Annotated in this window: 23 protein-coding genes and 1 pseudogene; 15 read left to right on the top strand and 9 right to left on the bottom strand. The window is 61.8% G+C overall.

The genetic code is table 11. From position 1 onward, the window contains the following. Positions 1-191: 191 nt before the first annotated feature. From AC0L2Y_RS21735 to AC0L2Y_RS21755, 5 genes and pseudogenes are all read left to right on the top strand, one after another. Positions 192-575, top strand: coding sequence for a DUF6152 family protein (locus AC0L2Y_RS21735; protein WP_473559387.1), 384 nt, complete (start codon positions 192-194; stop codon positions 573-575). After that, entirely contained in the window at positions 576-1,040 is a 465-nt protein-coding gene (locus tag AC0L2Y_RS21740) for a DUF6644 family protein (RefSeq protein ID WP_473559389.1), read from the top strand. Between the two features lie 111 nt (positions 1,041-1,151). Further along, positions 1,152-1,450, top strand: a pseudogene (locus tag AC0L2Y_RS21745) (RidA family protein). A 190-nt stretch (positions 1,451-1,640) separates the two neighbouring features. Beyond that, the gene (locus AC0L2Y_RS21750; RefSeq protein WP_473559391.1) at positions 1,641-2,834 is read left to right on the top strand and encodes a GmrSD restriction endonuclease domain-containing protein; all 1,194 of its coding nucleotides are present in this window, start codon (positions 1,641-1,643) and stop codon (positions 2,832-2,834) included. Positions 2,835-2,864: 30 nt separating this feature from the next. Then, a complete protein-coding gene (locus AC0L2Y_RS21755; protein WP_473559393.1) occupies positions 2,865-3,503 on the top strand; it encodes a HEPN domain-containing protein in 639 nt (212 codons plus the stop codon). A gap of 151 nt (positions 3,504-3,654) precedes the next feature. On the opposite strand, the gene carB is transcribed toward AC0L2Y_RS21755, so the two are convergent. Next, entirely contained in the window at positions 3,655-7,158 is a 3,504-nt protein-coding gene (gene carB / locus AC0L2Y_RS21760) for a carbamoyl-phosphate synthase large subunit (protein ID WP_473559394.1), read from the bottom strand. Positions 7,159-7,415: 257 nt separating this feature from the next. After that, a complete protein-coding gene (locus AC0L2Y_RS21765; RefSeq protein ID WP_473559396.1) occupies positions 7,416-8,267 on the bottom strand; it encodes an SH3 domain-containing protein in 852 nt (283 codons plus the stop codon). A gap of 281 nt (positions 8,268-8,548) precedes the next feature. On the opposite strand from AC0L2Y_RS21765, the gene AC0L2Y_RS21770 reads away from it, so the two are divergent. Further along, the gene (locus AC0L2Y_RS21770) at positions 8,549-10,975 is read left to right on the top strand and encodes a DNA/RNA non-specific endonuclease (RefSeq protein WP_473559398.1); all 2,427 of its coding nucleotides are present in this window, start codon (positions 8,549-8,551) and stop codon (positions 10,973-10,975) included. A gap of 96 nt (positions 10,976-11,071) precedes the next feature. Here AC0L2Y_RS21770 and AC0L2Y_RS21775 read toward each other — a convergent pair whose 3' ends face one another. After that, positions 11,072-11,818, bottom strand: coding sequence for a metallophosphoesterase family protein (locus tag AC0L2Y_RS21775; protein ID WP_473559400.1), 747 nt, complete (start codon positions 11,816-11,818; stop codon positions 11,072-11,074). 94 nt (positions 11,819-11,912) lie between these two features. After that, complete coding sequence (locus AC0L2Y_RS21780; protein ID WP_023719360.1) at positions 11,913-12,269, bottom strand: ArsR/SmtB family transcription factor; 357 nt, start codon at positions 12,267-12,269, stop codon at positions 11,913-11,915. 193 nt (positions 12,270-12,462) lie between these two features. Between AC0L2Y_RS21780 and AC0L2Y_RS21785 the strand changes: the two genes are divergently transcribed. After that, positions 12,463-13,641, top strand: a complete 1,179-nt coding sequence (locus AC0L2Y_RS21785) for an MFS transporter (RefSeq protein ID WP_473559402.1) — start codon at positions 12,463-12,465, stop codon at positions 13,639-13,641. 37 nt (positions 13,642-13,678) lie between these two features. On the opposite strand, the gene AC0L2Y_RS21790 is transcribed toward AC0L2Y_RS21785, so the two are convergent. Beyond that, a complete protein-coding gene (locus tag AC0L2Y_RS21790) occupies positions 13,679-14,137 on the bottom strand; it encodes a MarR family winged helix-turn-helix transcriptional regulator (protein WP_473559404.1) in 459 nt (152 codons plus the stop codon). Between the two features lie 196 nt (positions 14,138-14,333). Here AC0L2Y_RS21790 and AC0L2Y_RS21795 point away from each other — a divergent pair, with 196 nt between their 5' ends. Continuing rightward, positions 14,334-15,125 carry an SDR family NAD(P)-dependent oxidoreductase gene (locus tag AC0L2Y_RS21795; RefSeq protein ID WP_473559406.1) on the top strand — a complete coding sequence of 264 codons (792 nt, stop codon included), beginning with the start codon at positions 14,334-14,336 and terminating at the stop codon, positions 15,123-15,125. An 11-nt stretch (positions 15,126-15,136) separates the two neighbouring features. On the opposite strand, the gene AC0L2Y_RS21800 is transcribed toward AC0L2Y_RS21795, so the two are convergent. Further along, positions 15,137-15,736: a LysE family translocator gene (locus tag AC0L2Y_RS21800; RefSeq protein ID WP_473559408.1), complete on the bottom strand. Its 600-nt coding sequence runs from the start codon at positions 15,734-15,736 to the stop codon at positions 15,137-15,139. Positions 15,737-15,828: 92 nt separating this feature from the next. On the opposite strand from AC0L2Y_RS21800, the gene AC0L2Y_RS21805 reads away from it, so the two are divergent. After that, positions 15,829-16,698, top strand: a complete 870-nt coding sequence (locus tag AC0L2Y_RS21805; protein WP_473559410.1) for a LysR family transcriptional regulator — start codon at positions 15,829-15,831, stop codon at positions 16,696-16,698. A gap of 53 nt (positions 16,699-16,751) precedes the next feature. Here the strand turns inward: AC0L2Y_RS21805 and AC0L2Y_RS21810 are convergent, their stop codons facing one another. Both AC0L2Y_RS21810 and AC0L2Y_RS21815 read right to left on the bottom strand, forming a co-directional pair. Beyond that, positions 16,752-17,405, bottom strand: coding sequence for a dihydrofolate reductase family protein (locus AC0L2Y_RS21810; protein WP_473559412.1), 654 nt, complete (start codon positions 17,403-17,405; stop codon positions 16,752-16,754). Between the two features lie 154 nt (positions 17,406-17,559). After that, a complete protein-coding gene (locus AC0L2Y_RS21815) occupies positions 17,560-18,927 on the bottom strand; it encodes an Nramp family divalent metal transporter (protein ID WP_352466717.1) in 1,368 nt (455 codons plus the stop codon). Between AC0L2Y_RS21815 and AC0L2Y_RS21820 the strand changes: the two genes are divergently transcribed. From AC0L2Y_RS21820 to AC0L2Y_RS21835, 4 genes are all read left to right on the top strand, one after another. Then, positions 18,926-19,111: a hypothetical protein gene (locus AC0L2Y_RS21820; RefSeq protein WP_352491509.1), complete on the top strand. Its 186-nt coding sequence runs from the start codon at positions 18,926-18,928 to the stop codon at positions 19,109-19,111. The two genes, AC0L2Y_RS21815 and AC0L2Y_RS21820, sit on opposite strands and share 2 nt — an antisense overlap. 52 nt (positions 19,112-19,163) lie before the next feature. Next, on the top strand, positions 19,164-19,619 hold the full coding sequence (mntR, locus tag AC0L2Y_RS21825; protein ID WP_023678308.1) for a manganese-binding transcriptional regulator MntR: 456 nt from the start codon (positions 19,164-19,166) through the stop codon (positions 19,617-19,619). Positions 19,620-19,843: 224 nt separating this feature from the next. Beyond that, complete coding sequence (ypfJ, locus tag AC0L2Y_RS21830; protein ID WP_352491508.1) at positions 19,844-20,761, top strand: KPN_02809 family neutral zinc metallopeptidase; 918 nt, start codon at positions 19,844-19,846, stop codon at positions 20,759-20,761. A 148-nt stretch (positions 20,762-20,909) separates the two neighbouring features. Beyond that, positions 20,910-22,178: a TCR/Tet family MFS transporter gene (locus tag AC0L2Y_RS21835; protein WP_473559415.1), complete on the top strand. Its 1,269-nt coding sequence runs from the start codon at positions 20,910-20,912 to the stop codon at positions 22,176-22,178. A gap of 55 nt (positions 22,179-22,233) precedes the next feature. On the opposite strand, the gene carA is transcribed toward AC0L2Y_RS21835, so the two are convergent. After that, the gene (carA, locus tag AC0L2Y_RS21840) at positions 22,234-23,439 is read right to left on the bottom strand and encodes a glutamine-hydrolyzing carbamoyl-phosphate synthase small subunit (protein ID WP_473559417.1); all 1,206 of its coding nucleotides are present in this window, start codon (positions 23,437-23,439) and stop codon (positions 22,234-22,236) included. Positions 23,440-23,702: 263 nt separating this feature from the next. On the opposite strand from carA, the gene AC0L2Y_RS21845 reads away from it, so the two are divergent. Together AC0L2Y_RS21845 and AC0L2Y_RS21850 are read left to right on the top strand one after the other, a co-directional pair. Beyond that, positions 23,703-24,152, top strand: a complete 450-nt coding sequence (locus tag AC0L2Y_RS21845; protein ID WP_023678304.1) for a GatB/YqeY domain-containing protein — start codon at positions 23,703-23,705, stop codon at positions 24,150-24,152. Between the two features lie 52 nt (positions 24,153-24,204). Next, entirely contained in the window at positions 24,205-24,762 is a 558-nt protein-coding gene (locus AC0L2Y_RS21850; protein ID WP_473559419.1) for a GNAT family N-acetyltransferase, read from the top strand.

Genomic DNA, 24,762 nt, shown 5'->3' on the forward strand with positions numbered 1-24,762 from the left:
TCCTCCTTCGGCTTTCCCGCCGAAATAGAATCGAGCTTCGCCGCAAAGCGCAACCCAGATGTGTGAATGCGATAGGTCACTATACGGGGAGAAATGCCCGGCAGGGCAATGAGGGGCGGCGCAGACCTCATGTGATTTGACGCTGCCGCGCCGTGACCTACCCTCTAGTGCCGGAACCGAGGAGACGGGCGATGCTGTCACCTTTCAACCGGAGCGTTGCGCTGGCAGCGGCGGTGATGCTTGCCGGCGCCACCGCGGCCTATGCCCATCATGGCTGGTCGTGGACGCAGGATGGGTTCTTCGAACTCAAGGGCAGGATCACGGCCATCTATATCGGCAATCCGCACGCCACTCTGGACGTCGACGCCGAGGGAGAAGTCTGGCGGGTGGAGATGGCGCCGCCGTCCCGCACCATCGCCGCCGGCTTCACGGAAGGTGTTGCCAAGGTCGGGGACGAGGTGACGGCGATCGGCCATCGCTCGCGCGACGAGAGCGAAAAGCGCATGAAGGCAGTCCGCATCATTATCGGCGGCAAGACCTATGACGTCTATCCCGACCGCGTGCCGCCGGCCTGAATGGACGGGTTCTTCGCCGGCATCGAGCAACTCGCGCTTGTGCGGGGACTGAAGGCTTCTTTCGTCGCCTACCCCATCGTCAATGCGCTGCACATCATGTCGATCGGCGCACTGGTGACCAGCGTCTGGCTGATGGACCTCAGGATCCTGGGCGCCTTCCGCTCGCTGCCGAAAGCGGCGTTCGTCGCGCTGCTGCGCCGTACGGCATTGGCCGCCTTCGGCGGCGCGCTTGTCACGGGCTCGCTGCTTTTTTCGGTGAGGGCGAGTGAGTATGCGGCGATGCCGATCTTTCTCGCCAAGATGACCCTCATCCTCCTCGCCGGCGCCAATTTCCTCGTCTTCATGCGCCGCGCAAAAAGCGGTGACGAGGCGGCTGGTGGGGTCACGACCGTGCTGGGTGTGCTTTCGCTGATGCTGTGGACGTCCGTGCTGTTTGCGGGGCGGTTTATTGGGTTTCTGAACTGAGGCGAGCGTCGGCACTGGCGTTCCCGGGACGGACAGATAAGCTCCCGGCAAAATCCAGGGAGGCTTGCCATGAAGAAAGAAGTCATCGAGGTGCCGGTGATGTCGGCCTAGGTGCGGGCGCTCGGCCTGCCGTGCTCGACGGCGGTGAGGGCGAGATGGTGCGCGGCGACATCGAAACGCAGACCGAAGCGTCGCTGAAGGCGCTGAAACATTGCCTGGAAGCGGCGGGCACCTCGCTCGACACAATGTGGTGATGGCGCATCTACGCCGTCAATTCCGCCTTCTACAACGCCATCAACCGGGTCTACGCGAAGTATTTCAGCGTCAATCCGCCGGCGCGCAGCTTTGTGCCGGTGGCGTCATGGCCGATGGAGTTTGATATCGAGATCGAGTGTGTGGCTGTGGGGTGAAGGTGACGTTGTGAAGACCAGTTTCCTAGCGTTACGCTGGCACTCTGGTTGGTCCGCCGCCGGAGCTTGGCCAAGACTCGATCGAGCTGTTCAAGCCCTGCCTGAATGCTCAAATCAGTGCTACCAATGCCGTCGGCCTTGCGGTAACGAGCTAATTCTTGGCTAAGACACGGGAAAGATGAGAGAAGCGATGGCTGAAGCAGATCTTGAATTTGTCGATGAGGACGATGCGGTCCTAGATCCAAAAGATACAGCTTCTTTTTCAGAAGCCGTTCTATATTCGTCCGATTGGACGGTTCAAACTGTCATATCCCAATTGACGAATAAAAACATCGACATGAGCCCTCGGTTCCAAAGGAGAGATGCTTGGTCGATTGGGGGGAAAGGAAGATTTATTGAAAGTGTTATCTTAGGATTTCCTATCCCGCAGATAGTTCTCGCCGAAAAGAAAAATCAAAGAGGCCAATTTATCGTATTGGATGGAAAGCAAAGGTTGCTATCTCTGTTGCAATTTACGGGAAACGCTGAAGGCGCAAAGAATGCTTTTCGCCTTTCTGGGTTGGAAGTTCGAACGGATCTTCTTCGAAAGAATTTCTCTCAGTTGGAGAAGGATCCCGCAAGAAGGGATGATCTAAACGCCTTTTTCAATAATACAATTCGAACCGTAGTAATTCGAAATTGGCCAAATACAAATTTTCTTCATACTGTATTCCTTCGATTAAATACGGGAAGTGTTAAACTTTCTCCTCAAGAATTGCGCCAAGCTATGGTACCCGGGCCATTTTCGGACTTTATTGATGATACCGCGATTGCGTCGGTTCACGTCCAGAGACTAATGAGTAGAACGACGCCGGATCCTCGTATGCGTGACGTAGAGCTTATTGTTCGGTACTTGGCTTATCGGCGGTTCCTTCCTAGGTACTCAGGGAGAATGAAAGAATTTCTTGACAACACTTGTATGGTGCTTAACGAAACGTGGGAAAAAGTCCAGGTTTCTGTTGGTCTCGATATTGAGCAATTTAACGCAGCTGTTGATGTTCTTATGGATATATTTGGCGATGACATGTTGGCCCGAAAGCCTGGTTCGCGATCCTTCAACAGAGCAATTTTCGATGTCCTTGTTTTTTATGCTGCGGATTATGAAATCAGAACGGCAATGGCGGCTAACGCTGAGAAAGTCCGACAGCTATACACCTCATGCCTCGCTGATGCGTCGTTCTCGGAGGCCATCGAAAGTGATACAGCCGGTATGCCGCACACGTTCGACCGCTTGTCAATTTGGGGGGGCGGACTTCGTGCCGCTCTTCAACAAGACATTAATGTGCCCGCTCTCGAAACTAGGAAAGATGGGAGCTCGCGTATAACGTTCGACGGCTTTCACTAGATGGCGTCGACTCGCCTTGAAGATCTTAAGATGCGCGTCAGAGAATTGAAGCGCATGCTTTTGCCATCCAAATTCGACCCGACCGGCTCTTACAAAGATCCGCTGCGCGTAACGACCCGTGCGCTTTCTTTTCGCGTTCTGACACATGCGGAGGTGGAGACGTATTTTGAAGACCGCGTTCTTGAAGTGGCCGCAACAGCTCTTGACGCTTGGGAGACGAACAAATTTGTTTCTATTGTTACATTCCATTTGATCGGTTTCGGCGGAAGATCAACAGATCGTCCACCTGAGACTTTACACGCAACCGAGCAGAATAAATTAAAAGAATGGCCGAGCAGAACTTCGATTGATGATCGATTTTCGAAGTGTGTATCGGAATTTCACAAGAGAATTAAATTCGAAAATCATGGAGTAAAAGAAAGAAACATTATGGAAATGTTCGTTCCGATTGGATTCGATATGGGAAGATGTGACCCAATATTTTTGCAGACAATGAATAATTTTGGAGAAGCTCGGGGAGCAGTGGCACATACGAGTGGGAAGGGTCACGTACAGAAGGCAGTCGACCCGAAGGACGAATATACGACACTGCAGAAGATTATTGCCTCGTTGGAGACAATCGACGTCGAATTCGATCGCCTTTTAAGGGCGTCAAAAGCTCCAAAATAATAGAACCTTTCGCATGACCTGTGAGATTAGATTGGCGTCTTGGCGGCAAACAAGTTGAGCGACCCTTGAACACTCGGGTGCGCCGGCGGGACAGCGCCCCCCTCTGGCCTGCCGGCCATCTCCCCCACAAGGAGGGAGATTGGCTAATCGCCTATGCAAAATACTCCTGCAGCGGCCTGACCTCGAGGCTCCCCGCCTTCAGCGCCGCAATGGCCTCCGCCACCGCAGCCGCGCCCGACAGCGTGGTGTAATACGGCACCTTCTGCATCAGCGTCGCCCGGCGCAGCGATTTCGAATCCGACACGGCCTTCTGGCCGTCCGTGGTGTTGAAGACGATCTGCACCTGGCGGTTGCGGATGGCGTCCTCGATGTGTGGGCGGCCTTCCAGCACCTTGTTTATCTTCTCTGCGGCGACGCCGTTTTCGGCGAGGAAGCGGGCGGTGCCCGAGGTGGCGAGCACCTTGAAACCCTGGCCGGCGAGGCGCTTGACCGCCGGCAATATGCCTTTCTTGTCCTCGTCGCGCACCGAGACGAACAGCGTGCCGGAGCGGGGGAGATCAACACCCGCCCCGAGCTGGCTCTTGGCGAAGGCCAAAGCGAAGTCGCGGTCGAGGCCCATGACCTCGCCGGTCGAGCGCATTTCCGGGCCGAGCAAGATGTCGACGCCGGGGAAGCGGGCGAAGGGAAACACCGCTTCCTTGACCGCGATGTGGCCGGGGTTGCGCGGGTCGGGCATGGCGCCGTAATGGGCGAAGGCGTCTTCCAGGCTCTCGCCGGCCATGATGCGGGCAGCAATCTTGGCAATGGGCCGGCCGATAGTCTTGGCGACGAAAGGCACGGTGCGCGATGCGCGCGGGTTGACCTCCAGCACGTAAACGGTGCCGTCCTTGATCGCATATTGCACGTTCATCAGGCCGCCGACATTGAGCGCGCGGGCAAGGGCGGCCGTCTGGCGCTCGAGCTCGTCGACCAGCTCGGAGGGCAGCGAGTGCACCGGCAGCGAGCAGGCTGAGTCGCCGGAATGGATGCCGGCCTCCTCGATGTGTTCCAATATGCCGGAGACGTAGGTCGACCTGCCGTCGCAGAGACAGTCGACATCGACCTCGATGGCACCTGAGAGATAGGTGTCGAACAGCAGCGGGTTCTTGCCGAGCAGCGTGTTGATCTGGCCGGTCTTGTCGTTCGGGTATTTCTGCTTGATGTCCTCCGGCACCAGGCCGGGCACGGTGTCGAGCAGATAGGATTGCAGCATGCTTTCGTCGTGGATGATCTGCATGGCGCGGCCGCCGAGTACATAGGACGGGCGCACGACCAGCGGGAAGCCGAGCTCGCCGGCGACGAGGCGGGCCTGCTCGACCGAATAGGCGATGCCGTTCTTCGGCTGGCTAAGGCCGAGCTTGTGCAAGAGCTTCTGGAAGCGGTCGCGGTCTTCGGCGAGATCGATCATGTCGGGCGAGGTGCCGAGGATCGGGATGCCGGCCTTCTCCAGCGCATCCGCGAGCTTCAGCGGCGTCTGGCCGCCGAACTGGACGATGACGCCGACCAGTTCGCCCGACGCCTGCTCGGCGCGCAGGATCTCCAGCACGTCCTCCGGCGTCAGCGGCTCGAAATAGAGCCGGTCGGAGGTGTCGTAGTCGGTCGACACGGTCTCGGGGTTGCAGTTGACCATGATCGCCTCGAAGCCGGCGTCGCGCAGCGCAAAAGCGGCATGGCAGCAGCAATAGTCGAACTCGATGCCCTGGCCGATGCGGTTGGGGCCGCCGCCGAGGATGACGACCTTTTTGCGCGACGAGACCTGAGCCTCGTTGGCGAGTGCGCCGGCGAACGGCACTTCATAGGTCGAGTACATGTAGGCGGTGGGCGAGGCGAACTCGGCGGCACACGTGTCGATGCGCTTGTAGACGGGATGAACGTCGAGCTTGTCGCGTATCTTCTGGATTTCTTCGACGTCTTTCCTGACCAGCGATGCGAGGCGGGCGTCGGAAAAACCCATCGCCTTCAGCATGCGCAGATTGGCGGCGTCCTCAGGGATGCCGTGCTCGCGGATGCGATCCTCCATCGCGAGGATGCCGGCGATCTGCTCGAGGAACCACGGGTCGATCTTGCACATGGCATGCACGTCTTCCAGCGAGGTGCCCATGCGGATTGCCTGCGCCACCATGCGCAGCCGGTCGGGCGTTGGCGTGCCCAGAGCGGCGCGGATGGCGTTGCGGTCGTCGACATGGCTGGCGGGCGCGTTCCCGTGGCCGATGCCGGGGATCTCGATCTCGTCCAGACCGGTCAGGCCGGTCTCCAGCCCGCGTAGCGCCTTCTGCAGCGATTCCTGGAACGTGCGGCCGATGGCCATGACCTCGCCGACCGACTTCATCGAGGTGGTCAGCACCGGCTCGGCACCCGGGAATTTCTCGAAGGCAAAGCGCGGGATCTTGGTTACGACATAATCGATGCTCGGCTCGAACGAGGCCGGCGTGGCGCCGCCGGTGATGTCGTTCTCGAGCTCGTCCAGCGTGTAGCCGACGGCGAGCTTGGCGGCGATCTTGGCGATCGGGAACCCGGTCGCCTTGGAGGCGAGTGCGGACGAGCGCGAGACGCGCGGGTTCATCTCGATCACCACGAGTCTTCCATCGGCAGGATTCACGGCAAACTGCACGTTGGAGCCGCCAGTCTCGACGCCGATCTCGCGCAGCACCGCGATCGAGGCGTTGCGCATCATCTGGTATTCCTTGTCGGTCAGCGTCAGCGCCGGGGCGACGGTGATCGAGTCTCCCGTATGCACGCCCATGGGGTCGATGTTCTCGATCGAGCAGATGATGATGCAGTTGTCGGCCTTGTCGCGGACAACCTCCATCTCGTACTCCTTCCAGCCGAGCACGCTCTCCTCGATCAGCACTTCGGTGGTCGGCGAGGCGTCGAGGCCGGACTGGACGATCTCGTAGAATTCGGCGCGGTTGTAGGCGATGCCGCCGCCTGTGCCGCCCATGGTAAAGGAGGGGCGGATGATGGCGGGCAGGCCGACATGGTCGAGCGCTTGTGCTGCGATCGCCATGCCGTGGCTGATGTAGCGCTGCTTGCGGTCGCCTTCGCCGAGGTTCCAGCGCGTTTCCAGCGCGTCGAGCGCGGCGTCGAGATTTTCCGGCTTTTCCGCCTTCAGTGCGGCGCGCTCGGCCTCGTGCGTCTTGCGGTCGGCGTTCTTGACGTCGGTGGCGTTGGCCAACATCGACTTCGGCGTTTCCAGGCCGATCTTGTTCATCGCCTCGCGAAACAGTGCGCGGTCCTCGGCCTTGTCGATTGCGGTGGCGTCGGCGCCGATCATCTCGACATTGTAGCGGTCGAGCACGCCCATGCGGCGCAGCGACAGAGCGGTGTTGAGCGCTGTCTGGCCGCCCATGGTCGGCAGCAGCGCGTCGGGCCGCTCCTTGGCGATGATCTTGGCGACAACTTCCGGCGTGATCGGCTCGATATAGGTGGCGTCGGCCAGCTCCGGGTCGGTCATGATGGTGGCCGGATTGGAATTGACCAGGATGACGCGAAAGCCCTCTTCCTTCAGCGCCTTGCAGGCCTGGGTGCCGGAATAGTCGAACTCGCAGGCCTGGCCGATGACGATGGGGCCGGCCCCGATGATCAGGATCGACTTGATGTCGGTGCGTCTTGGCATGTCGAGGTCCGTTCGGCGGGCGGCTTGCACAAAAAGCCGGACGGGATGACCCGGCCGGTTGTGCTCGCGATTCTGGTATCAGGCTAGGAGGGCCTTATAGGGAAGAGTTTGCCGGATGTAACCCCGAAAATGAGGGAGTAGGGCAGTAGGGCAGTAGGGCAGTAGGGCAGTAGGGCAGTAGGGCAGTAGGGCAGTAGGGCAGTAGGGCAGTAGGGCAGAGGTTCGAGCGCCCTTTTAAAACATACTGCCCTACTGCCCTACTGCCTTATCCCTAACCCAGCCAAAGCATCCGTAATCTCGAAGCGTTCGGAAGCACCGATACGGATGATGTTCAGACTGCCCTCGCGGGTGAAGCGGAATTCGCCGGGTGCGTCCGCACCGGCCGGCTTGCCGGCCTTGAAGCTGATGATGCGCGTGCCGCCGTCGGGCCATGTCACGGTCACGTCGATCTTGTCGCCGGTGCGCACGACGTTTGCCTTGCAGCTGGTCATCGGCTGGCCGAGATAGCGCGCGCAGGGGATGGCGTTACCGGCACCTGGGACCGGTGTCCCCGGCGGCTGCAACCGTGCAACGGTCTGTGCGTCGGGCGGAGGCGCCGCGTTGGCCGCGCCGAAATTCTGGACGGGACCCACTGCTGCGGGCGGCGATCCATCAACCTGTCCAGTCGAGGAATTTCCACCGGCCAGGGCCAGGCGGTAAGCATCCTCGATCGCCGCCCTGCCGATGGCATCAGCGGAGTTCAGCGTCTTTTCGGGACCCGTTGCGCCCAGGCGGGTTGTCAGATCGGGCAGCGGTTGAGGCGCAGGGCTCTCGGCACTGGCCGCTGCCGGCGGTGTCACTTGCCGGGGATTGATGGGGTCGAGGTAGCGCGCCGGAGCCCATCCGCTCAACTTCGGGTCGTCGATGTCTTGGACTTTGCACCACTTGTAGCCGCTGACGTCGCCGCAGCCGAGATTCTTCACGCTCGAACCACTCGGCAGCCGTGCCTCGATCTTGCCCATGGCCGATGCCGTGGCGCGCACGTTGAGGAGGTCATCCGGAGCGAGACCCATCACAATCGAGATGATGGGCTCCGGCTCCTGGCCGTTGGCCGGCAGCTCCGCCAGCATCAGCGGAGCGGCAACCATCGCAAGCAGCGTCGTCGGGAGTGTTACTGTGCGCCTAATCATCTGCCATGGGCGGTGGGTTCAATTGCCGAAGGCGCGGCCAGGCACGAAAGCGCCATCGCACGCCAGCCGGTTTTTATAGGCGACGAGGCGGCGCTGTGTAAGCCCGAAAAGGTGCCGCGTGTTGAATCGCGACCAGGCCACTTCCGTGAACTAACAGCCGGCAAAATATTGCACATTTCATGTAAATATGCACTCTCTCAAGTAAGGTTGAGGAGGGCAATATGGTCGACCTTGAAATATTTGCGCAGGTGGAAAACATAGTTCGCCAGCGTATCAAGAAAACGCGCGCCGAGATTGAGGCTTCACTTGGTCACATCGCCAACGGCAATCCGCTGGCCGCCGAACAGACCCTCTCCAGGCGCCTCGACAGGCTGCAGGTAAAGGCGTCGCTCAGCCGCACCGAAGCGGAGATGATATCGGCAGCGATCGACATGAGGTCTGCCGGGGAAAGAAAGGCCGCCGCCAAGCAGCCAGGGCCGGAGGCAATTCTCGGCCCAACGCTCGATTTCATCGGGGTCGCATTCCTCGAGCGTGGGCGCCGTGCGGCCGATGCGGTCGGCCGCGTTGCCTTTCTCAACGGCAATCCACAAGGATCGGGTTTTCTGGTCGGGCCAAGGCTGTTCCTCACCAACAACCATGTGATTTCGTCGCCGGCGGATTCCCGGCGCTTCCAGGTCCAGTTCGATTATGAGCAGGACGGTGCGAATGCCGTGCGTACGCCGACGACCTTCCTGTTCGATCCTGAATCCTGTTTCGTGACCGATAGCATAGAAGGTCTGGACTATACGCTGATCGGGGTCGGCGAGCGGCGCTCCGGTCCAAAGGAACTGGGGGAGTTCGGTTTTATCTCGCTGTCGGACGCGCGCGACAAGCATATGCTCGGCGAAATCGCCAACATCGTTCAGCATCCCGATGGCCGCTTCAAGGAACTGGTGCTGCGTGAAAACCGGCTGGTGGCTCGCGACGAAACGGTACAAGTGCTGCACTATGTCGCCGATACCGAACAGGGTTCGTCCGGATCCCCGGTCTTCAACAACGAATGGGAGCCTATCGCCCTGCACCATTGGGCCGGTCCGTTCCACGAGGTGACGGGTATAGGCGGCTATGCGCTTGCACGCGAGATCAACGAAGGCATACGGATCAGCGCCATCGTTGACGATCTCGGTGCTAGAAAGTCCAGGCTGCCGGGCTCCTCGGCATCGGCGGTTTCGCAAGCTCTGGCGATTTGGGCCGGCACGCCGCGCATGATGGACGAGACAGTTCGGCTGAACGCCGACATTCGCGAAGATGTGCTGGACAAGCCGGTGCAGCGACCGGAACCGGATGGCAATCCGCCGGCGACGAGACACAACGCCGATGGCTCGGTCACCTGGACTTTTCCCGTCGAGATAAATGTCCGGGCGCCGCTGATCGACCGCGACGGAGGCGATGCGAGACGAAACGACGGCAAAGGCCCGGCAAGCGAACCCGCGAAGGTGGCCATCGCCGAGGCCGCGGGCTGGAAAACAGAGGATTTCGACGATCGCGGAGGGTATGAGCCCGGCTTCATACCGGGTTTTGTCCTGCCAATGCCGACGGTTGCCGATTCACCCTTCCGGTTGGCCAAAAACCTTCTTGCCAAACCGGGCGAGGACCCACACGAATTGCGCTATCATCATTTTTCGATCTTGATGAACGCCGATCGCAGGCTTGCCTTCGTCACCGCCTGCAATATCGATGGATCCCGCACCAAGGCGGTCAATCGTGAGGACAAGACGGTCATCAACAACCCGTCGCTTGTCGAATTGGGGGTGGAGTCGATTTCCGGTTCGGAAGCCAGCGATGCTTTCCGGCCCGATCGCCGCATCGATCTTGGCGAGCAGATGACCCAGGAATTTTATTCGAGCCAGAATGTGCCTGGATTTCCCGTCGCAAAATCCAAGGAACGAATAGCTCGAATGTTCCAGAAGGGCCATATTACGCTTCGCGGCGACCCTGCATGGGGGGTGGATCAGGAGGCGGTCGCGGCAGAACGCGACACGTTCTTTTATACCAATGCTGCGCCGCAAGTCGGCTTCTTCAATCAGGGAAGCTCGCTTAACCACCCCGGCTCCAAGGGGAAGCTGAGATGGCGCGCGGTGGAAACCTATGTGCTGCGCAACGCCTATACGACGCGAGGCCGTGTCACGGTGTTTGCCGGGCCAGTGTTCCGCGAGGACGATCCTCCCTACCGCTTCGACAGCCATGTTCCGCTGAAGTTCTGGAAGATCGCTCTGTGGTCCGATCAAGCTGGCCTGCGCGCCATCGCGCTGCTGGCGGACCAGAAGCCGGTTTTGGAAGTGATGCCCGAAGCGTTCGGCGAGCGTGCCGAGGCACTCGACGACCCGCTTGAAATTGCCAGGGTATCGGAGTTTCTTTCGACGGTGGCCGAGATCGAACAGCTGACCGGCCTGAACTTTGGCCAGCAGGTGCGCGAAGCCGACATTCGGGCCGGTTCTGAATCGGTTCCTGCACAGACCTTCAACCCGACGCAACTAGCGCCCAAGACGTCACGGCCAAAGGCTTCATCGCGCAAGACTTCGGCGGCCAAAACTTCGGCTCCCAAGACTTCGGCGGCCAGCGCCCGACGTCCTGCCAAGCGATCGAAGCGATCCGCGTCTGACAACTGAAGATTGGATCAGTCGCGGCTTCTGCCGCTCGAAGGCGGTCATACGTTCAGCCTGGCATGAGCAAGCTCAGCCTGGCGGCATGAACGCGTTCCGCGTTCAGCCGGACATAAAGCCGGTGCGCAGCGCGTGAGCCCATTCGGGCCGTCCCGCCTGCTCGGCCTGACGCGCTGCCGCCTCGTGATCATAATCAACGGCGATGGCTTCGAAACGATCGGGGTGCAAGTCGACGAGGCCGTAACGAGCGTGCGGCGAACCCTGTTCGGAGACATGCGCCGGCGGGGTCGAATCGTCATAGGCCGGGCAGCCGATGCTGCCCGGGTTGAAGATGATCGGACCGCCGGGAATGCGGACCAGCTCGCTGCGATGGCTGTGGCCGCAAAGCATGATGCGGCAGGCGGGATCGATCGCGCCGAGGCGCCGTTCGATGGCGGCCAGCGGCGCGCGCACCAGTCGGCCGTCGACAATCGCGTCAGTCAGGTATTTTTCGTCGTGGTCGGGCCGGGCGTGGAAGGCGATCACGCCGGGCGCCACATCGAGCGTGAGGGGCAGCGCGAACAGCGCCTCGCGTTGGCCTGCCGTCAGCCGTTCCTGCGCGTAGCGGTCGGACGGCCACATGGTCTCGTCGGCGGTGTCGCGGGCAACGCGGCGGTCGTGATTGCCGCGTACCGTCGGCAGGTCGAGCGCCTCGAGCCGCTCCATGGTCTCGCGCGGCCACAGCGGGCCGGAAACGCAATCGCCGAGATTGACGATGAGGTCGGCGCCGCCGCGCTGCCGCAGATCATCGAGCACGGCGTCGAGCGCCAGGACATTGCCGTGGATGTCGGCGAAGACGGCAATGCGCATGGCAGGCTCCGTTAATTGGAGTGGCTGGAGGGCGGGTGAAGCTACTTTGCTCATCTCGCGAAGCCGGCGAGAGCGGAATCCAGCTTCGCGTCGTTCAGGCGCGGACTTCGATCTCGTGGCCGCCGACCGCCGGCAACGATGCGTCGTCGCCGGCCGCGGCAATCACGCTGTCGAGCAGGCCCGGGAAACGGCGGTCGAGATCGTCACGGCGCAGCGTGATCAGCCGGCTGGTGCCAACCGCCTCGGTCCGGGTGACGCCGGCCTCGCGCAGCTTGGCCAAATGGTAGCTCAGATTGGTCTTCGAGCAGAGATCGAGGAACCGGCTGCAATTCAGCGGCACACCCTCCTTGCTGGCGAGATAGCGCACGATGGCCAACCGCGTGGGGTCGCCGAGCACGGCAAGCACGTTCGGCAGGCTGATCTGGTCGGCGGTGGGATGGGGCAAGGTCATGCCCAGGAATTAAGCACATTCGGAGCCGATTTCAACGCATCTCCTCTCGTGGCTGATGGACACATAGTTTCGTCCCGTCGCTCCGTCCTGACACCGGGCTGTCAGGATGGTTCGGCTATTTTGCAGTGGCTTTATTGACATCATGCCCTGTTATGTCCAATTGTTCAATAACCTTTGAACTAAGGAAATTGCCATGGATAAGCGCCTCATCTGGCTTGCGCTCGGATCGTTCACGATTTCGACCGAAGGTTTCGTCATCTCCAGCCTTTTGCCCGACATTGCAAAGGATGCCGCCATCTCCGTTCCGCTCGCCGGCACGCTGATTACGGCGTTTGCGCTCGCCTATGCGATCGGCACGCCGATCCTGGCAACGCTGACCGGCGAATGGGATCGTCGCCGCGTCATTCTGTGGACACTGGTGTTCTTCGTTTTGGGCAACGTCGCCGCGGCGCTGAGCTCCTCCTTCGAATTGCTGTTGATCGCGCGCATCGTCATGGCGCTGTCGTCAGGCTTGTTCGCGGCGACCGCACAGGGAACGGCCGTTGCGCTTGTCGACGACCATCATCGCGCCCGCGCCATTGCCGTGGTCGTCGGCGGCACCACCGTTGCGGTCGCGGTCGGCGCGCCGCTTGGCGCGCTTGTTGCGACGGTCGCCGGCTGGCGCGGCACATTCTTTGCCATTGCCGGCCTTGGCGCCCTCGCCGGCGCGATCCTGTGGTATCGGCTGCCGCGCGGCATCGTCGGCACCAGGCTGCCGCTCCGGATGCGGCTGGCAGCGGCACTCCGCCCCGGCGTCATGCCTATCCTGGTGACGACGATCCTGGCACTGATCGGCGCCTTCACCGTCTTTGCCTTTGTCGCGCCGCTCGCCATCGAAGGCGGCGGACTGAACCCGATCGCGCTTCCCGGAATGCTGCTCGCCTTCGGCGTTGGCGCGGTCATCGGCAATATCGGCGGCGGGCAGGCCGCCGACCGTTTCGGCGCGACGCGCACCGTCTGCTGGTCGCTGGCGCTGAGTGCCACCATGCTGGTCACGTTTTCGCTGATCCCGATGTTCCTGCCGCGCGAGATCGCCGGGCCGGCGCTGATGGCCATGATGGTGCCGTGGGGCATCGTCGGCTGGGCATTCCCGCCGGCGCAGGCCAGCCGTATCATCAAGCTGGCGCCCGATGCCGCGCCCATCGTGCTGTCGCTGAACGCTTCGGCACTCTATCTCGGCGTCGCACTGGGTGCGGTGGTTGGCGCCGCGGTGCTGCGCTACGGCGCACCGGCCGACCTCGGCGTGGTCGCGGCGGCATTCCCGATCATTGGTCTGGGCGTGGTGCTGGCGGGCCATCTGGCGGCGCGTCCGGTGGCGATGCCGGCCGAATAAGGCTGTCAGTGGAGCTTGGCTGCCGGCCGCCGATAGTTCAAATCGCGGCCGGCGGTGCGTCAAGATCCAACGCGGCGATTTCGTCCAGCGCCGCTCGCAGGCTTGCCGCCTGCTCCTTTCCAAACATCTCCTCGAAGCGCTGCTGAGCAACTTGCCACAGCTTCAGCGCTTCTTCGAGCTTGGTCCGGCCCTGCGGTGTCAGCCTGACGCGCCTGATGCGGCGGTCGGCAGGGTCGGCGAAGGCCTCGACATAACCGTCTCGGATCAGCGGCTTCAGCGTATGACCGAGGGCGGACAGGTCCATGACAAGGGCTGCAGCGATAGCACCCATCGCCGGTTCGTCGCCGACGTGGATTTGATAGAGCAGGCCCTGCTGCGTGGCTTTAATGCCGGAGGGCGCGAGCACATCGTCATAGAACTGGCCGAGTTTCCGCGTCGCGCGGCGCAGCATGGCGTTGTTGCAAAGCAGCAGGCCGGGCAGGGTGGTTTGGGACATTGGCGGATTTCCGATGAAGGGACCGGAAGGGACCCTCGATGCAAACCAGAAATAGTCCTTGCTCCACGGATTGACAAGATGATGGTATATGCCTACGTTCCAATAGTGGCATATACCATTAATTGATCTGCCGGTCGAAGCAGGAATGTTGCCCTGCGGCACTGGCATTTGGAATCGAACCAGAAGGAACAAGACAATGAGCAATCAGGACAAAGGCACGGCGGTCGTCACCGGCGCCTCTTCCGGCATCGGCGCGGTCTATGCGGACCGGCTCGCCGGCCAAGGTTATGATCTGGTGCTGGTGGCGCGGCGCGCCGACCGGCTGGAGGAATTGGCCGGCAAGCTGCGCGCCGAATACGGCCGCAAGGTCAACGTGATCAGCGCCGATCTCGCCGACGACGGCGATCTGCGACGGGTCGAGCAGGCGATATCAACCGACGACAGCGTGACGTTGCTGGTCAACAATGCCGGCCTTGGCGGTGCGCAGGTGGTGGCAACGGCCGACGCCGATGTGGCCGAGCGCATGATCAAGGTCAATGTCGTGGCATTGACTCGTTTGACCCGCGCGGTCCTGCCGGAGCTGCTGGCGCGCAACCGCGGCGCCATCGTCAACATCGCCTCGGTGCTGGCCTTCGATACCTCGTTCGGCGGCATTTACAGCGGCACCAAGGCCTATGTCGTCAACTTCACCGAGGCCCTGCAGCAGGAAGTCGCCGATAGCAAGGTCGCCATACAGGTCGTGCTGCCGGGGGCTACGCGGACCGAGTTCTGGGAAGTCGCCGGAAGCGATATTGCCAACCTGCCGGCAGAGATCGTCATGACTGCCGACGATCTGGTCGATGCAGCGCTTGCCGGCCTGGCCAAGGGCGAAACCGTCACCGCGCCCGGGCTCTCCGACCCGGCTGGGTTGGAAACCTATCTTGGTGCGCGGCAAGGTTTCTTCGGCAGCCTGCTGGCCGGCAAACCGGCCGCACGCTACGCTGCCTGAATTAACTGGTCTTACGCTGTCCGCCACATCGGAATGATCGAGGCGGCCAGCAGCAGGCCAAGCACGGCGTTGAGCATGCGCCACTGCCGCTCGGTTCGCAGCAACCGGGCGAGCAACGTGCCGGCCACGCACCACGCCGCCAGCGATAGGGCCGCGGCAAGACCGAAGACCGTGCCGAGCAGCAAGGCGAGCTGCAGCGGCCCGTTGGCGAGCGCGGCAAAAGATGCTGCCGCTCCCAACCCCATGGCCCAGCCCTTTGGGTTCATCCATTGCAGGCCGGCGCCCCCGAAAAAGCTGTTCGGCTTTGTCATGCCCACGTCCAGATTGGGCGGACCGCTGCGGCCGATCTTGAGGGCAAGCCACACCAGATAGAGGGTACCGGCCATTTTCATTGCCAATTGCAGCGATGGAGCGGCGGCCAGCAGACCGGCGAGCCCAGCAGCACCTGCCGCAGCCACCGTGGCCAGGCCGGCCGCACTCCCGGCCATCAGCGGGATAGAGCGGCGAAAGCCGAACTGCGCGCCGGACGCCGTCGACAAGGTCGTGGCAATGCCGGGCGTTGAGGTTGAGACCAGCGCGAACAGGACGAGGGGAAGGACGGTTTCAAACATGCTGCTTCCTTTGAAGCCTGCACGGTAGGCTGTTTGGCCCATCAGTAAATGCAATGTTTGCTATGATCTGCATTAGCAAATATAATGGCAAGATGCTCCGTAACCTCGACACTGCCCTGGTTCGAACCTTCGTCACCGTTGCCGACAAGGCCAGCATGACGGCGGCGGCCAACGCGCTGCATTTGACGCAAGGTGCCGTCAGCCAGCAGATTAAGCGTTTGGAAGAGCTTCTCGGCTGCAGCCTGTTCGACCGCGATCGGCGCGGATTGCGATTGACCCGCTCCGGCGAACGATTGTTCGGCAAGGGCAAGCGCCTGCTTTCCCTCAATGACGAGATCGTGGCGGAGATGGCGGGCGATGCGGTTGCCGGTAAGGTGCGGCTCGGCGTGCCGTACGACCTTGTCGGCACCTTGCTTGCGCCGGTGCTGAAGGCCTATGCCGAGGCCTATCCGCAGGTCGAGATCTCGCTTGTCTGTGCTTCGTCGCCAGAGTTGGCCGCAGCCTTGGCGACCGGCACGATAGAGCTCGCGGTGATCGAGGAGCCGATCGGCCGGTCGGCCGGCGAATGCCTTGTTGTCGACCGGCTGGTCTGGGTCGGCGCCAAAGGCGGCGCCGCCCGCGGCAAGCGGCCCTTGCCGGTTTCGATGGTCGCCGAGACCTGCGCGTTCCGCCCGGTGGTGCTGGAGGCGCTTGACGAGCATGGGCTGGAATGGCGCACCGTATTCGAAAACGGCAGCATCGACGCGACGACGGCGACGGTGCGTTCGGACTTGGCCGTCACCACCTGGTTGGCGTCGACGGTGCCTGCCGACCTCGACATTTTGGCCAACGATCCGGAGCTGCCGTCATTGCCGAATTTTTCGATCAATCTGCATTTGCCGAAGCACGGAGTCGCGCCGGCTGCACTGGCATTCGCGGGCCACCTCCGCGATGGGTTGGCACGCCGACGAGAGGCGGCTTAAAAAACAACAAAAAGGGCGGCCAGTGTTCAGCCGTCCTTGATCGCCCGCAGGATCTACTTCCAGTTCTTGCGCCGCTCGATCTCCGCTTCGGACGGCTGCTCCGTGGCAAAGGACCCGGTCTTGATCTCGCCGGAGCGTTCATAGCTCGCCATGAGGACGCCGGTGGTCGATGTCTGCGAACGGGTCAGCTTGAACGCGGCAGGTATCGTGCCGCTGCCGAACAATTTTTTGCCCTTGCCCAGCACCAGCGGGAAAATCAGCAGGCTGATCTCGTCGATCAGGTCATTGGCGAGCAAGGTCTGGATCAGCTCGCTCGATCCCTGAATGAGCAGGTCCGGGCCGTCCTCCTGCTTCATCCGGCGCAACGTCGCCACGACATCGCCGCCGAGCGGCTGGCTATTTTGCCAGGACAGCGTATCCGGCCTGTGCGTCGCCACATATTTGGTGACGGCGTTGAAGCTGTCGGCGATCGGGTCATTCTTCTGATAAGGCCAGTGGGCGGCGAAGATGTCGTAGGTCTTGCGGCCGAGAAGCAGCGCGAACGGTTTTGAAAACGTCTCGCCCATCGCGGCGCCCATCACGTCGTCCCAGTAGTGAAACGTCCAGCCGCCGAATTTGAAGCCCCCGACAGGGTCCTCTTGCGGGCCGCCGGGCGCTTGCATGACGCCGTCGAGGCTGACGAATGTTGCGGCGATGATCTTCCTCATTGGAGCTTCCTTTCCCTGATCCGTGCCGTCATGGCCGGAGTTCGAGCCAAGGACGGGCGAACGGGCATTTATCCGACAGCGGCCGGCAAATTTCCAGGGTTGGAAGGGCGGATGACTGCCGACCTTGTTGCATCGGCTTGGAGAAGAGAAACGCTCAGCCCAGACCGACGACCGTATCGTAGAGCAGCTTGAAGTTGAGCACCAGGATGAGCCCAGCGACCACCCAGGCCAGCACGGCAACAGCGCGGGAAATGGCGAAATTGCCCATCTTGCGCTTGTCCGAGACGAACTGCACCAGCGGTACGACAGCGAAGGGAAGCTGCATCGACAGGATTACCTGGCTGAAGACCAGCAACTGGCCGGTTCCCTTCTCGCCATAGAGCGCAGTGACCACCACCACCGGGACGATGGCGATGCCGCGCGTCAGCAGGCGGCGCGCCCATTGCGGGATGCGCAGACGCAGGAACCCTTCCATCACGATCTGGCCGGCGAGCGTCGCCGTCACCGTCGAGTTCAGGCCGGAGGCAAGCAGCGCTACGGCAAACAGAATGGAAGCGATGCCGAGGCCGAGCAGCGGCGACAGAAGCTCGAAGGCCTGGCCGATCTCGGCAACGTCATGATGACCGGTGCCGTGGAACGCCACCGCCGACACGATCAGGATGGAGGCATTGACGAACAGCGCCAGTATCAGCGCGATGGTCGAGTCGGTCGTCGCCCATTTGATAGCGTCGCGCTTGCCGCGATCGGTGCGCTCGTAGGCGCGGGTCTGCACGATCGAGGAGTGCAGATAGAGATTGTGCGGCATCACCGTGGCACCGATGATGCCGATGGCGATGTAAAGCATGGCCGGATTGGTGACGATCTCGGACGATGGCACGAACATCGCATGCAGGATGGAGCCGACCGGCGGGGCGGCGGCAAAGATCTGGATGGCGAAGCAGCCGAAGATGATGATCAAAAGCGCTATGATGAAGGCCTCGAGGAAACGGAAGCCCTTGTTCATCAGCAACAGCAGCAGGAAGGCATCGAGCGCGGTGATGATGGCGCCGCCGATCAGCGGAATGCCGAACAGCAGTTGCAAGGCGATCGCCGTGCCAATGACCTCGGCGAGGTCGCAGGCGATGATGGCCAATTCGCAAGCGACCCAAAGCATGAAATTGACCGGACGCGGATAATAGGCGCGGCACGCCTGTGCAAGGTCGCGGCCAGTGGCGATGCCAAGCCTGGCGGCGAGCGCCTGCAGCAGGATCGCCATCAGGTTCGACAACATGATGATGAACAGCAGCGTGTAGCCGAACTGAGCCCCACCGGCGAGGTCGGTCGCCCAATTACCAGGATCCATGTAGCCGACCGAAACCATGTAGCCCGGCCCCATGAAGGCGAACAGCCGGCGAAGCCAAATCCCCGAGTGCGGCACGGCGATCGTGGCGTTGACTTCGCGAAGGCTGGGCTGCTCGCCGTCCTCCGGGCGGGCAAATCGCCACATGGACCGGGGGGCTGAGGTGGCTTCGGCTTCCGACATGAACTGGCTTTCCACAGGAGCGATCGATATTCTGTCCTTATTTATGCCACGGCTGAACATTATGCAATATGCTATATTTCATTGTCTGAGCTTTTTCGTGCAACCGCTTGGCCGTGCGGCCGGAACGGCGGTGAACGCCGGTTGCGCCGGCCACCGAATGGAAATAAACGGCCAGAACCAATAGGGTTCTGTGCTATGACTGCAATGCCGATTCAAACTGCCGGGAGGAGCGCGTATTGGCGCTGAAGAAAAGACCGGTTCCTCGCGAAAAGCCGCTGCCTGATGCAGAAATTCACTCGGAAGGCTTCCGGCAGACGCGTGAAGCGCGCCGCAGCGCGCTGGTCGAGGATTATGTCGAGCTCATCGCCGACCTGATCGAGGACGGCAACGAGGCGCGCCAGGTCGACATCGCGGCACGGCTCGGCGTCGCCCAGCCGACGGTGGCGAAAATGCTGACGCGGCTGTGCGCCGACGGGCTGGTCTCCCGGAAACCCTATCGTGGCGTGTTCCTGACCGATGCCGGCCGCAAGGTTGCGGAAGAGAGCCGCATTCGCCACCAGACGGTCGAGGCCTTCCTGCGCTCGCTCGGGGTCAGCGCCGAGACGGCGCGCATCGACGCCGAGGGCATCGAGCATCATGTCAGCGCCGAGACGCTCGAAGCCTTTCGCAAGGCAATAATCGCCGCCCGCTGAAAAGCACGGCCAGCGCATCTCGTCGCGCCACTCGCTTCCCACGAGCAGGGTGAGCGGCACAGACCTTGCGATGTCTCGGCCAGACCAGACAAGCGTCAGCAAGCATTGCTTGTTCGCACGAAAAATACTGTGACTTGGCGTAACCGTTGAGATAATTGTTGTCGTGTCCGATCGAACCGGGACACGGCCCGATCAGCCGGAAAATTGCATAAACGGGGGTTGCCATGCTCTGGAAGGGCCGTCGTCAGAGTGACAATGTCGAGGACGAGCGCGGCCAGAGCGGCGGGCTTGGTGGCGGGCCGGGGCAGTTTCGCATCCCGATCGGCGGTCGCGCCGGCGGCGGCGGCATGTCGGGCATCATCATCGTAGGGTTGATTTTCCTGGCAGGGTGGTATTTCGGCTTCGACCCGAGCCAGATCCTCGATAACAGCGGCTTGCAGCCCGGCGGCGGCGAGATCACCGACAATAGCGGCGAGCAAGGCGGCGGTACCGGTGCGCCCGCGTCCGACGAGATGAAGCAGTTCGTATCGACCGTGCTGGCCGAGACCGAGGATACCTGGACCGGTATTTTCCAGTCCGAGGGCCTGACCTATCAAGATCCAAAACTGGTCCTGTTTAGCGGCCGGATCGGCTCCGCTTGCGGTTCTGCCTCGTCAGCGGCCGGACCATTCTACTGTCCCAACGATCGCAAGGTCTATCTCGACACCACCTTCTTCCAGCAGCTCGATCAGCAGTTCGGCGCGTCCGGCGATTTCGCACAGGCCTATGTGATCGCGCATGAGGTCGGCCATCACGTGCAGAACCTCGTCGGCATCCTGCCCAAATTCAATCAGATGCGGCAGAATATGAGCGAAGCCGACACCAACCACATGTCGGTGCAGGTCGAGCTGCAGGCCGACTGCTTTGCCGGCATCTGGGCACATTTCACCGGTCAGAAGGGCATCTTGGAACAGGGCGACATGGCGGAGGCACTGAACGCCGCCAAGCAGATCGGCGATGACACGCTGCAGAAGAAGATGCAGGGCTACGTCGTGCCGGAAAGCTTCAACCACGGCACGTCGCAGCAGCGGCAGACCTGGCTGGCGCGGGGCTTCCAGAACGGCAAGCTATCGGACTGCGACACGTTCAACAATCCGATCTGAGCCGACGGCTTTCTCGTAATCCGAGACTGGATCGCAGTCAGGGGATGTCAGGACGAAAACACTCTGCCTGTTCCCTCATTGTTCCCAGCGATGTGCTCGCCTATAAGGTGTGTTCCCGTTCGCTCGGGCGGCCCGAGGAGATACCATCATGATAGACCCTAAAACCGCCAGGCGGGGCCTTGCGCTTGTTTTCACCACCCTGCTGCTCGACGTCATCGGCTTCGGCATTATTATGCCGGTGCTGCCGGCCTATCTCAGGGAATTGACCGGCGTCGGCATCAGTGAGGCGGCTATCGAGGGCGGCTGGCTGTTCTTCGTCTATGCGGCGATGCAGTTCGTTTTCGCACCAGTGATGGGCGGGTTGAGCGACCGGTTCGGACGGCGGCCTATCCTGCTTGCCTCGGTGCTGACGTTCGCTATCGACAACCTGATCTGCGCTATCGCCTGGTCCTATCCGATGCTGTTCATCGGCCGCGTGCTGGCCGGCGTTTCCGGCGCCAGCTATTCCACGACATCGGCGTTTATCGCCGACATCTCGACCGACGAAAACCGTGCGAAGAATTTCGGGCTGCTCGGCATCGCTTTCGGCGTCGGCTTCGTCATAGGGCCGGTTCTGGGCGGGTTGCTCGGCACGTTCGGGCCACGTGTGCCGTTCTATTTCGCTGCCGGGCTTGCTTTCGCAAACTTTCTGATCGCGCTGTTTCTGTTGCCGGAAACGCTTGATAACAAGCACCGTCGCCGCTTCGAGTGGAAACGCGCGAACCCGGTCGGCACTCTCGTCCAGATGCGCAACTACGAAGGCATCGGCTGGATTGGACTTGTCTTCTTTCTGATGACGCTTGGGCACATGATGTATCCCGCCGTCTGGTCGTTCGTCTCCAGTTATCGCTATGGCTGGAGCGAACAACAGATCGGCTTCTCGCTCGGCGCCTTCGGCCTGTGCGGGGCGATCGTCATGGCGACAGTCCTGCCGCGCGTGATCCCTAAGCTTGGCGAGTGGAAGACGGCGGTAGTCGGTCTGGCATTTACCGCACTCAGCGCCTTCGGCTACGCCTTCGCGTCACAAGGCTGGATGATCTACGCGGTGATCGTCGTCGGATGTCTCGAGGCGTTGGCCGACCCGCCGCTCAGAAGCCTGGCGGCCGCCAAGGTGCCACCTTCCGCCCAGGGCGAACTCCAGGGCGCGATGACGTCGATCTTCTCGATCACCTCGATCATCACACCGCTGCTTTATACGGCGATCTTTTCCTGGTTCACGGGGCCGAGCGCGCCCGTGGTTTTCGGCGGTGCCCCGTATCTGCTCGGCGCGATTTTCCTCACGCTGGCGCTCGTCGTCTTCGTAAGCAGGGTGGCCAAGCCGACGCCGAAGGAAGTCAAACGCATGCACGCGCAGGAAGCGGTGACGGACGGGGCTTGATCGGCGCCGGGAGCCCGGCCGGCGCCGTCAGTCAAATCCGTTTTTACGCAATGCGCTAGACACGCTCGGCCAGTGCCGGCTCGCCGCGCTTTTCGCGGATGAGATTGACGAAGCGGCGAAACAGATAGTGCGAATCCTGCGGGCCGGGCGAGGCTTCGGGATGATGCTGGACCGAGAAGACCGGCCTGCCGGTGAGCGCAATGCCGCAATTCGAACCGTCGAACAGCGAGACATGGGTTTCCTCGACGCCGCTCGGCAATGAGTCGGCGTCGACGGCAAAGCCATGGTTCATCGAGACGATCTCGACCTTGCCGGTGGTGTGGTCCTTGACCGGATGGTTGGCGCCGTGGTGGCCCTGATGCATTTTTGCAGTCTTGCCGCCGAGCGCCAGCGCCAGCATCTGGTGGCCGAGGCAGATGCCGAACAGAGGGATATCGGTTTTCAACAGGTCCTGGATGACCGGAACGGCGTAGCCGCCGGTGGCTTCGGGATCGCCAGGGCCGTTGGATAGAAAAATGCCGTCGGGCCGCATCGCCAGGATCTCCTCGGCGCCGGTTTTTGCCGGCACCACGGTGACCTTGGCGCCGAGGCCGGCCAGCAGGCGCAATATGTTGCGCTTGACGCCGTAGTCGACGGCAACGACGTGCATCGACGGATCAGCCTGTTCGCCAAAGCCCTCGTTCCAGACCCAGGGCGTCTCGCGCCAGACCGAGGACTGGCCGGAGGTGACCTCCTTGGCGAGATCAAGCCCGATAAGCCCCGACCATGCGGCGGCGCGGCGCTTGAGGTCATCGACGTCGAAGATACCGTCGGGCGCGTGCGCGATGACGGCGTTGGGCATACCCTTTTCGCGGATCAGCGCGGTCAGTGCCCGCGTGTCGATGCCTGAAAGCGCGACGATGCCGCGCTTCTTCAGCCACTGGTCGAGACCGGTTCCGGCGCGGTAATTCGACGGGTTGGTGACATCGGCCTTGAACACGGCGCCGACGGCGCCGGCGCGGGCCAGCGGGTTGAGGTCCTCGATGTCTTCGTCATTGGTGCCGATGTTGCCGATATGCGGAAAGGTGAAGGTGACGATCTGACCGGCGTAGGACGGGTCGGTGAGGATTTCCTGATAGCCTGTCAGTGCAGTGTTGAAGCAGACTTCGGCGACGGCGGAGCCGGTGGCGCCAAGGCCGTGGCTCTCGATGACCGTGCCGTCGGCCAGCACCAGCAAGGCTGTCGGCTTCTCGGCGGCCCAGGGGGCGGTCATCGTTGCCATCGCGGCACTCCTAAAAGGCTGCGCCTTTCACTCGGCGCAGCAAAAGGCGCGCAGCAGCGATTTTCATAGCCTCCGCGCGCAACCAGACTTGGTTCATGCAAGGCCCAGTACATAGGGGAAGGCGCCAAGGCGGTCAATGATGCCGCGCCGTGCGAGCCTGAATTTATTTCGTCGAATAATATCAGCGGTTTGCCGGGCGCTATCGAGTTTGCCTTGAGCTATCGGCACGACTATTGTCCGCCGCATTCGAAGGAGAAAGCACCATGCGAGGAAAAATCGCCGAATCCCTGAAGAGCGCGATGAAGGCGCAGGACAAGCGTCGGCTGCCCACATTGCGGCTGATCCAGGCGGCCATTCACGACCGCGACATCGCCAATCGCGGCGCCGGCAAGGAGCCGGCCAGTGACGACGAGATCCTGCAGATCCTGGCCAAGATGGTGAAGCAGCGCGAGGAATCGGCCAAGGCGTTCGATGACGGCAAGCGGCCGGAGCTTGCCGCGCAGGAGCGCGACGAGATGGCCATCATTCGCGACTTCCTGCCGACGCAACTGGGCCAGGCCGAGACGGAAAGCGCCGTCCGTTCCGCCATCGCCGAGACCGGCGCCAGCGGTGTCAAGGACATGGGCAAGGTGATGGCAGCGCTCAAGGAGAAATATGCCGGGCAGATGGATTTTTCCAAGGCGAGCGGCATCGTCAAGAGCCTGCTTCAGTAAGCTGCGGAAGGGCCTTGCCGTCGCGCCCGCAATCCGGCAAAAGCTCGCGCCCGTGATCGAACTCGTCAAACCGGCGTTTGAACACCTGCCGTCCTACAAGGCGGCCCTCGAGCGCGGCTGGTCGCCGGACAATGTGCGGCTGCTCGACGCCACGCGCGAGCAGCTTGCGGCTATTGAAAAGGATCCTGCGACTTTCCTAGCCGATCTCGACGATCCTGACGGCAAGGGACCGCCGATTGCCTTGCCGGACGGTTCGACGGTGCCGCGGCTGCCCGGATTCCGGCGCTGGATCTGGGACGGGGAGGTCGCAGGCTCGATCGGCTTGCGCTGGCAACCCGGCACCGCGGCGCTGCCGTCGCACGTGCTCGGTCACATCGGCTATGCGGTGGTGCCGTGGAAGCAGGGGCGCGGCTATGCGACCGAGGCGCTGCGGCTGATGCTGGTGGAGGCGAGGGCGGTTGGCCTGCCCTTCGTCGAAATCACCTGCAAGCCACACAATGTGCCCTCGCAGAAGGTCGTTCTGGCCAATGGCGGCCGGCTCGTCGGGCGTTTCTTCGAGGATGCTTCCTACGGCGGTGCGGAAAGCCTGCGCTACCGGATTGATCTATAG

It is taken from the genome of Mesorhizobium sp. WSM4830 (assembly GCF_055811495.1).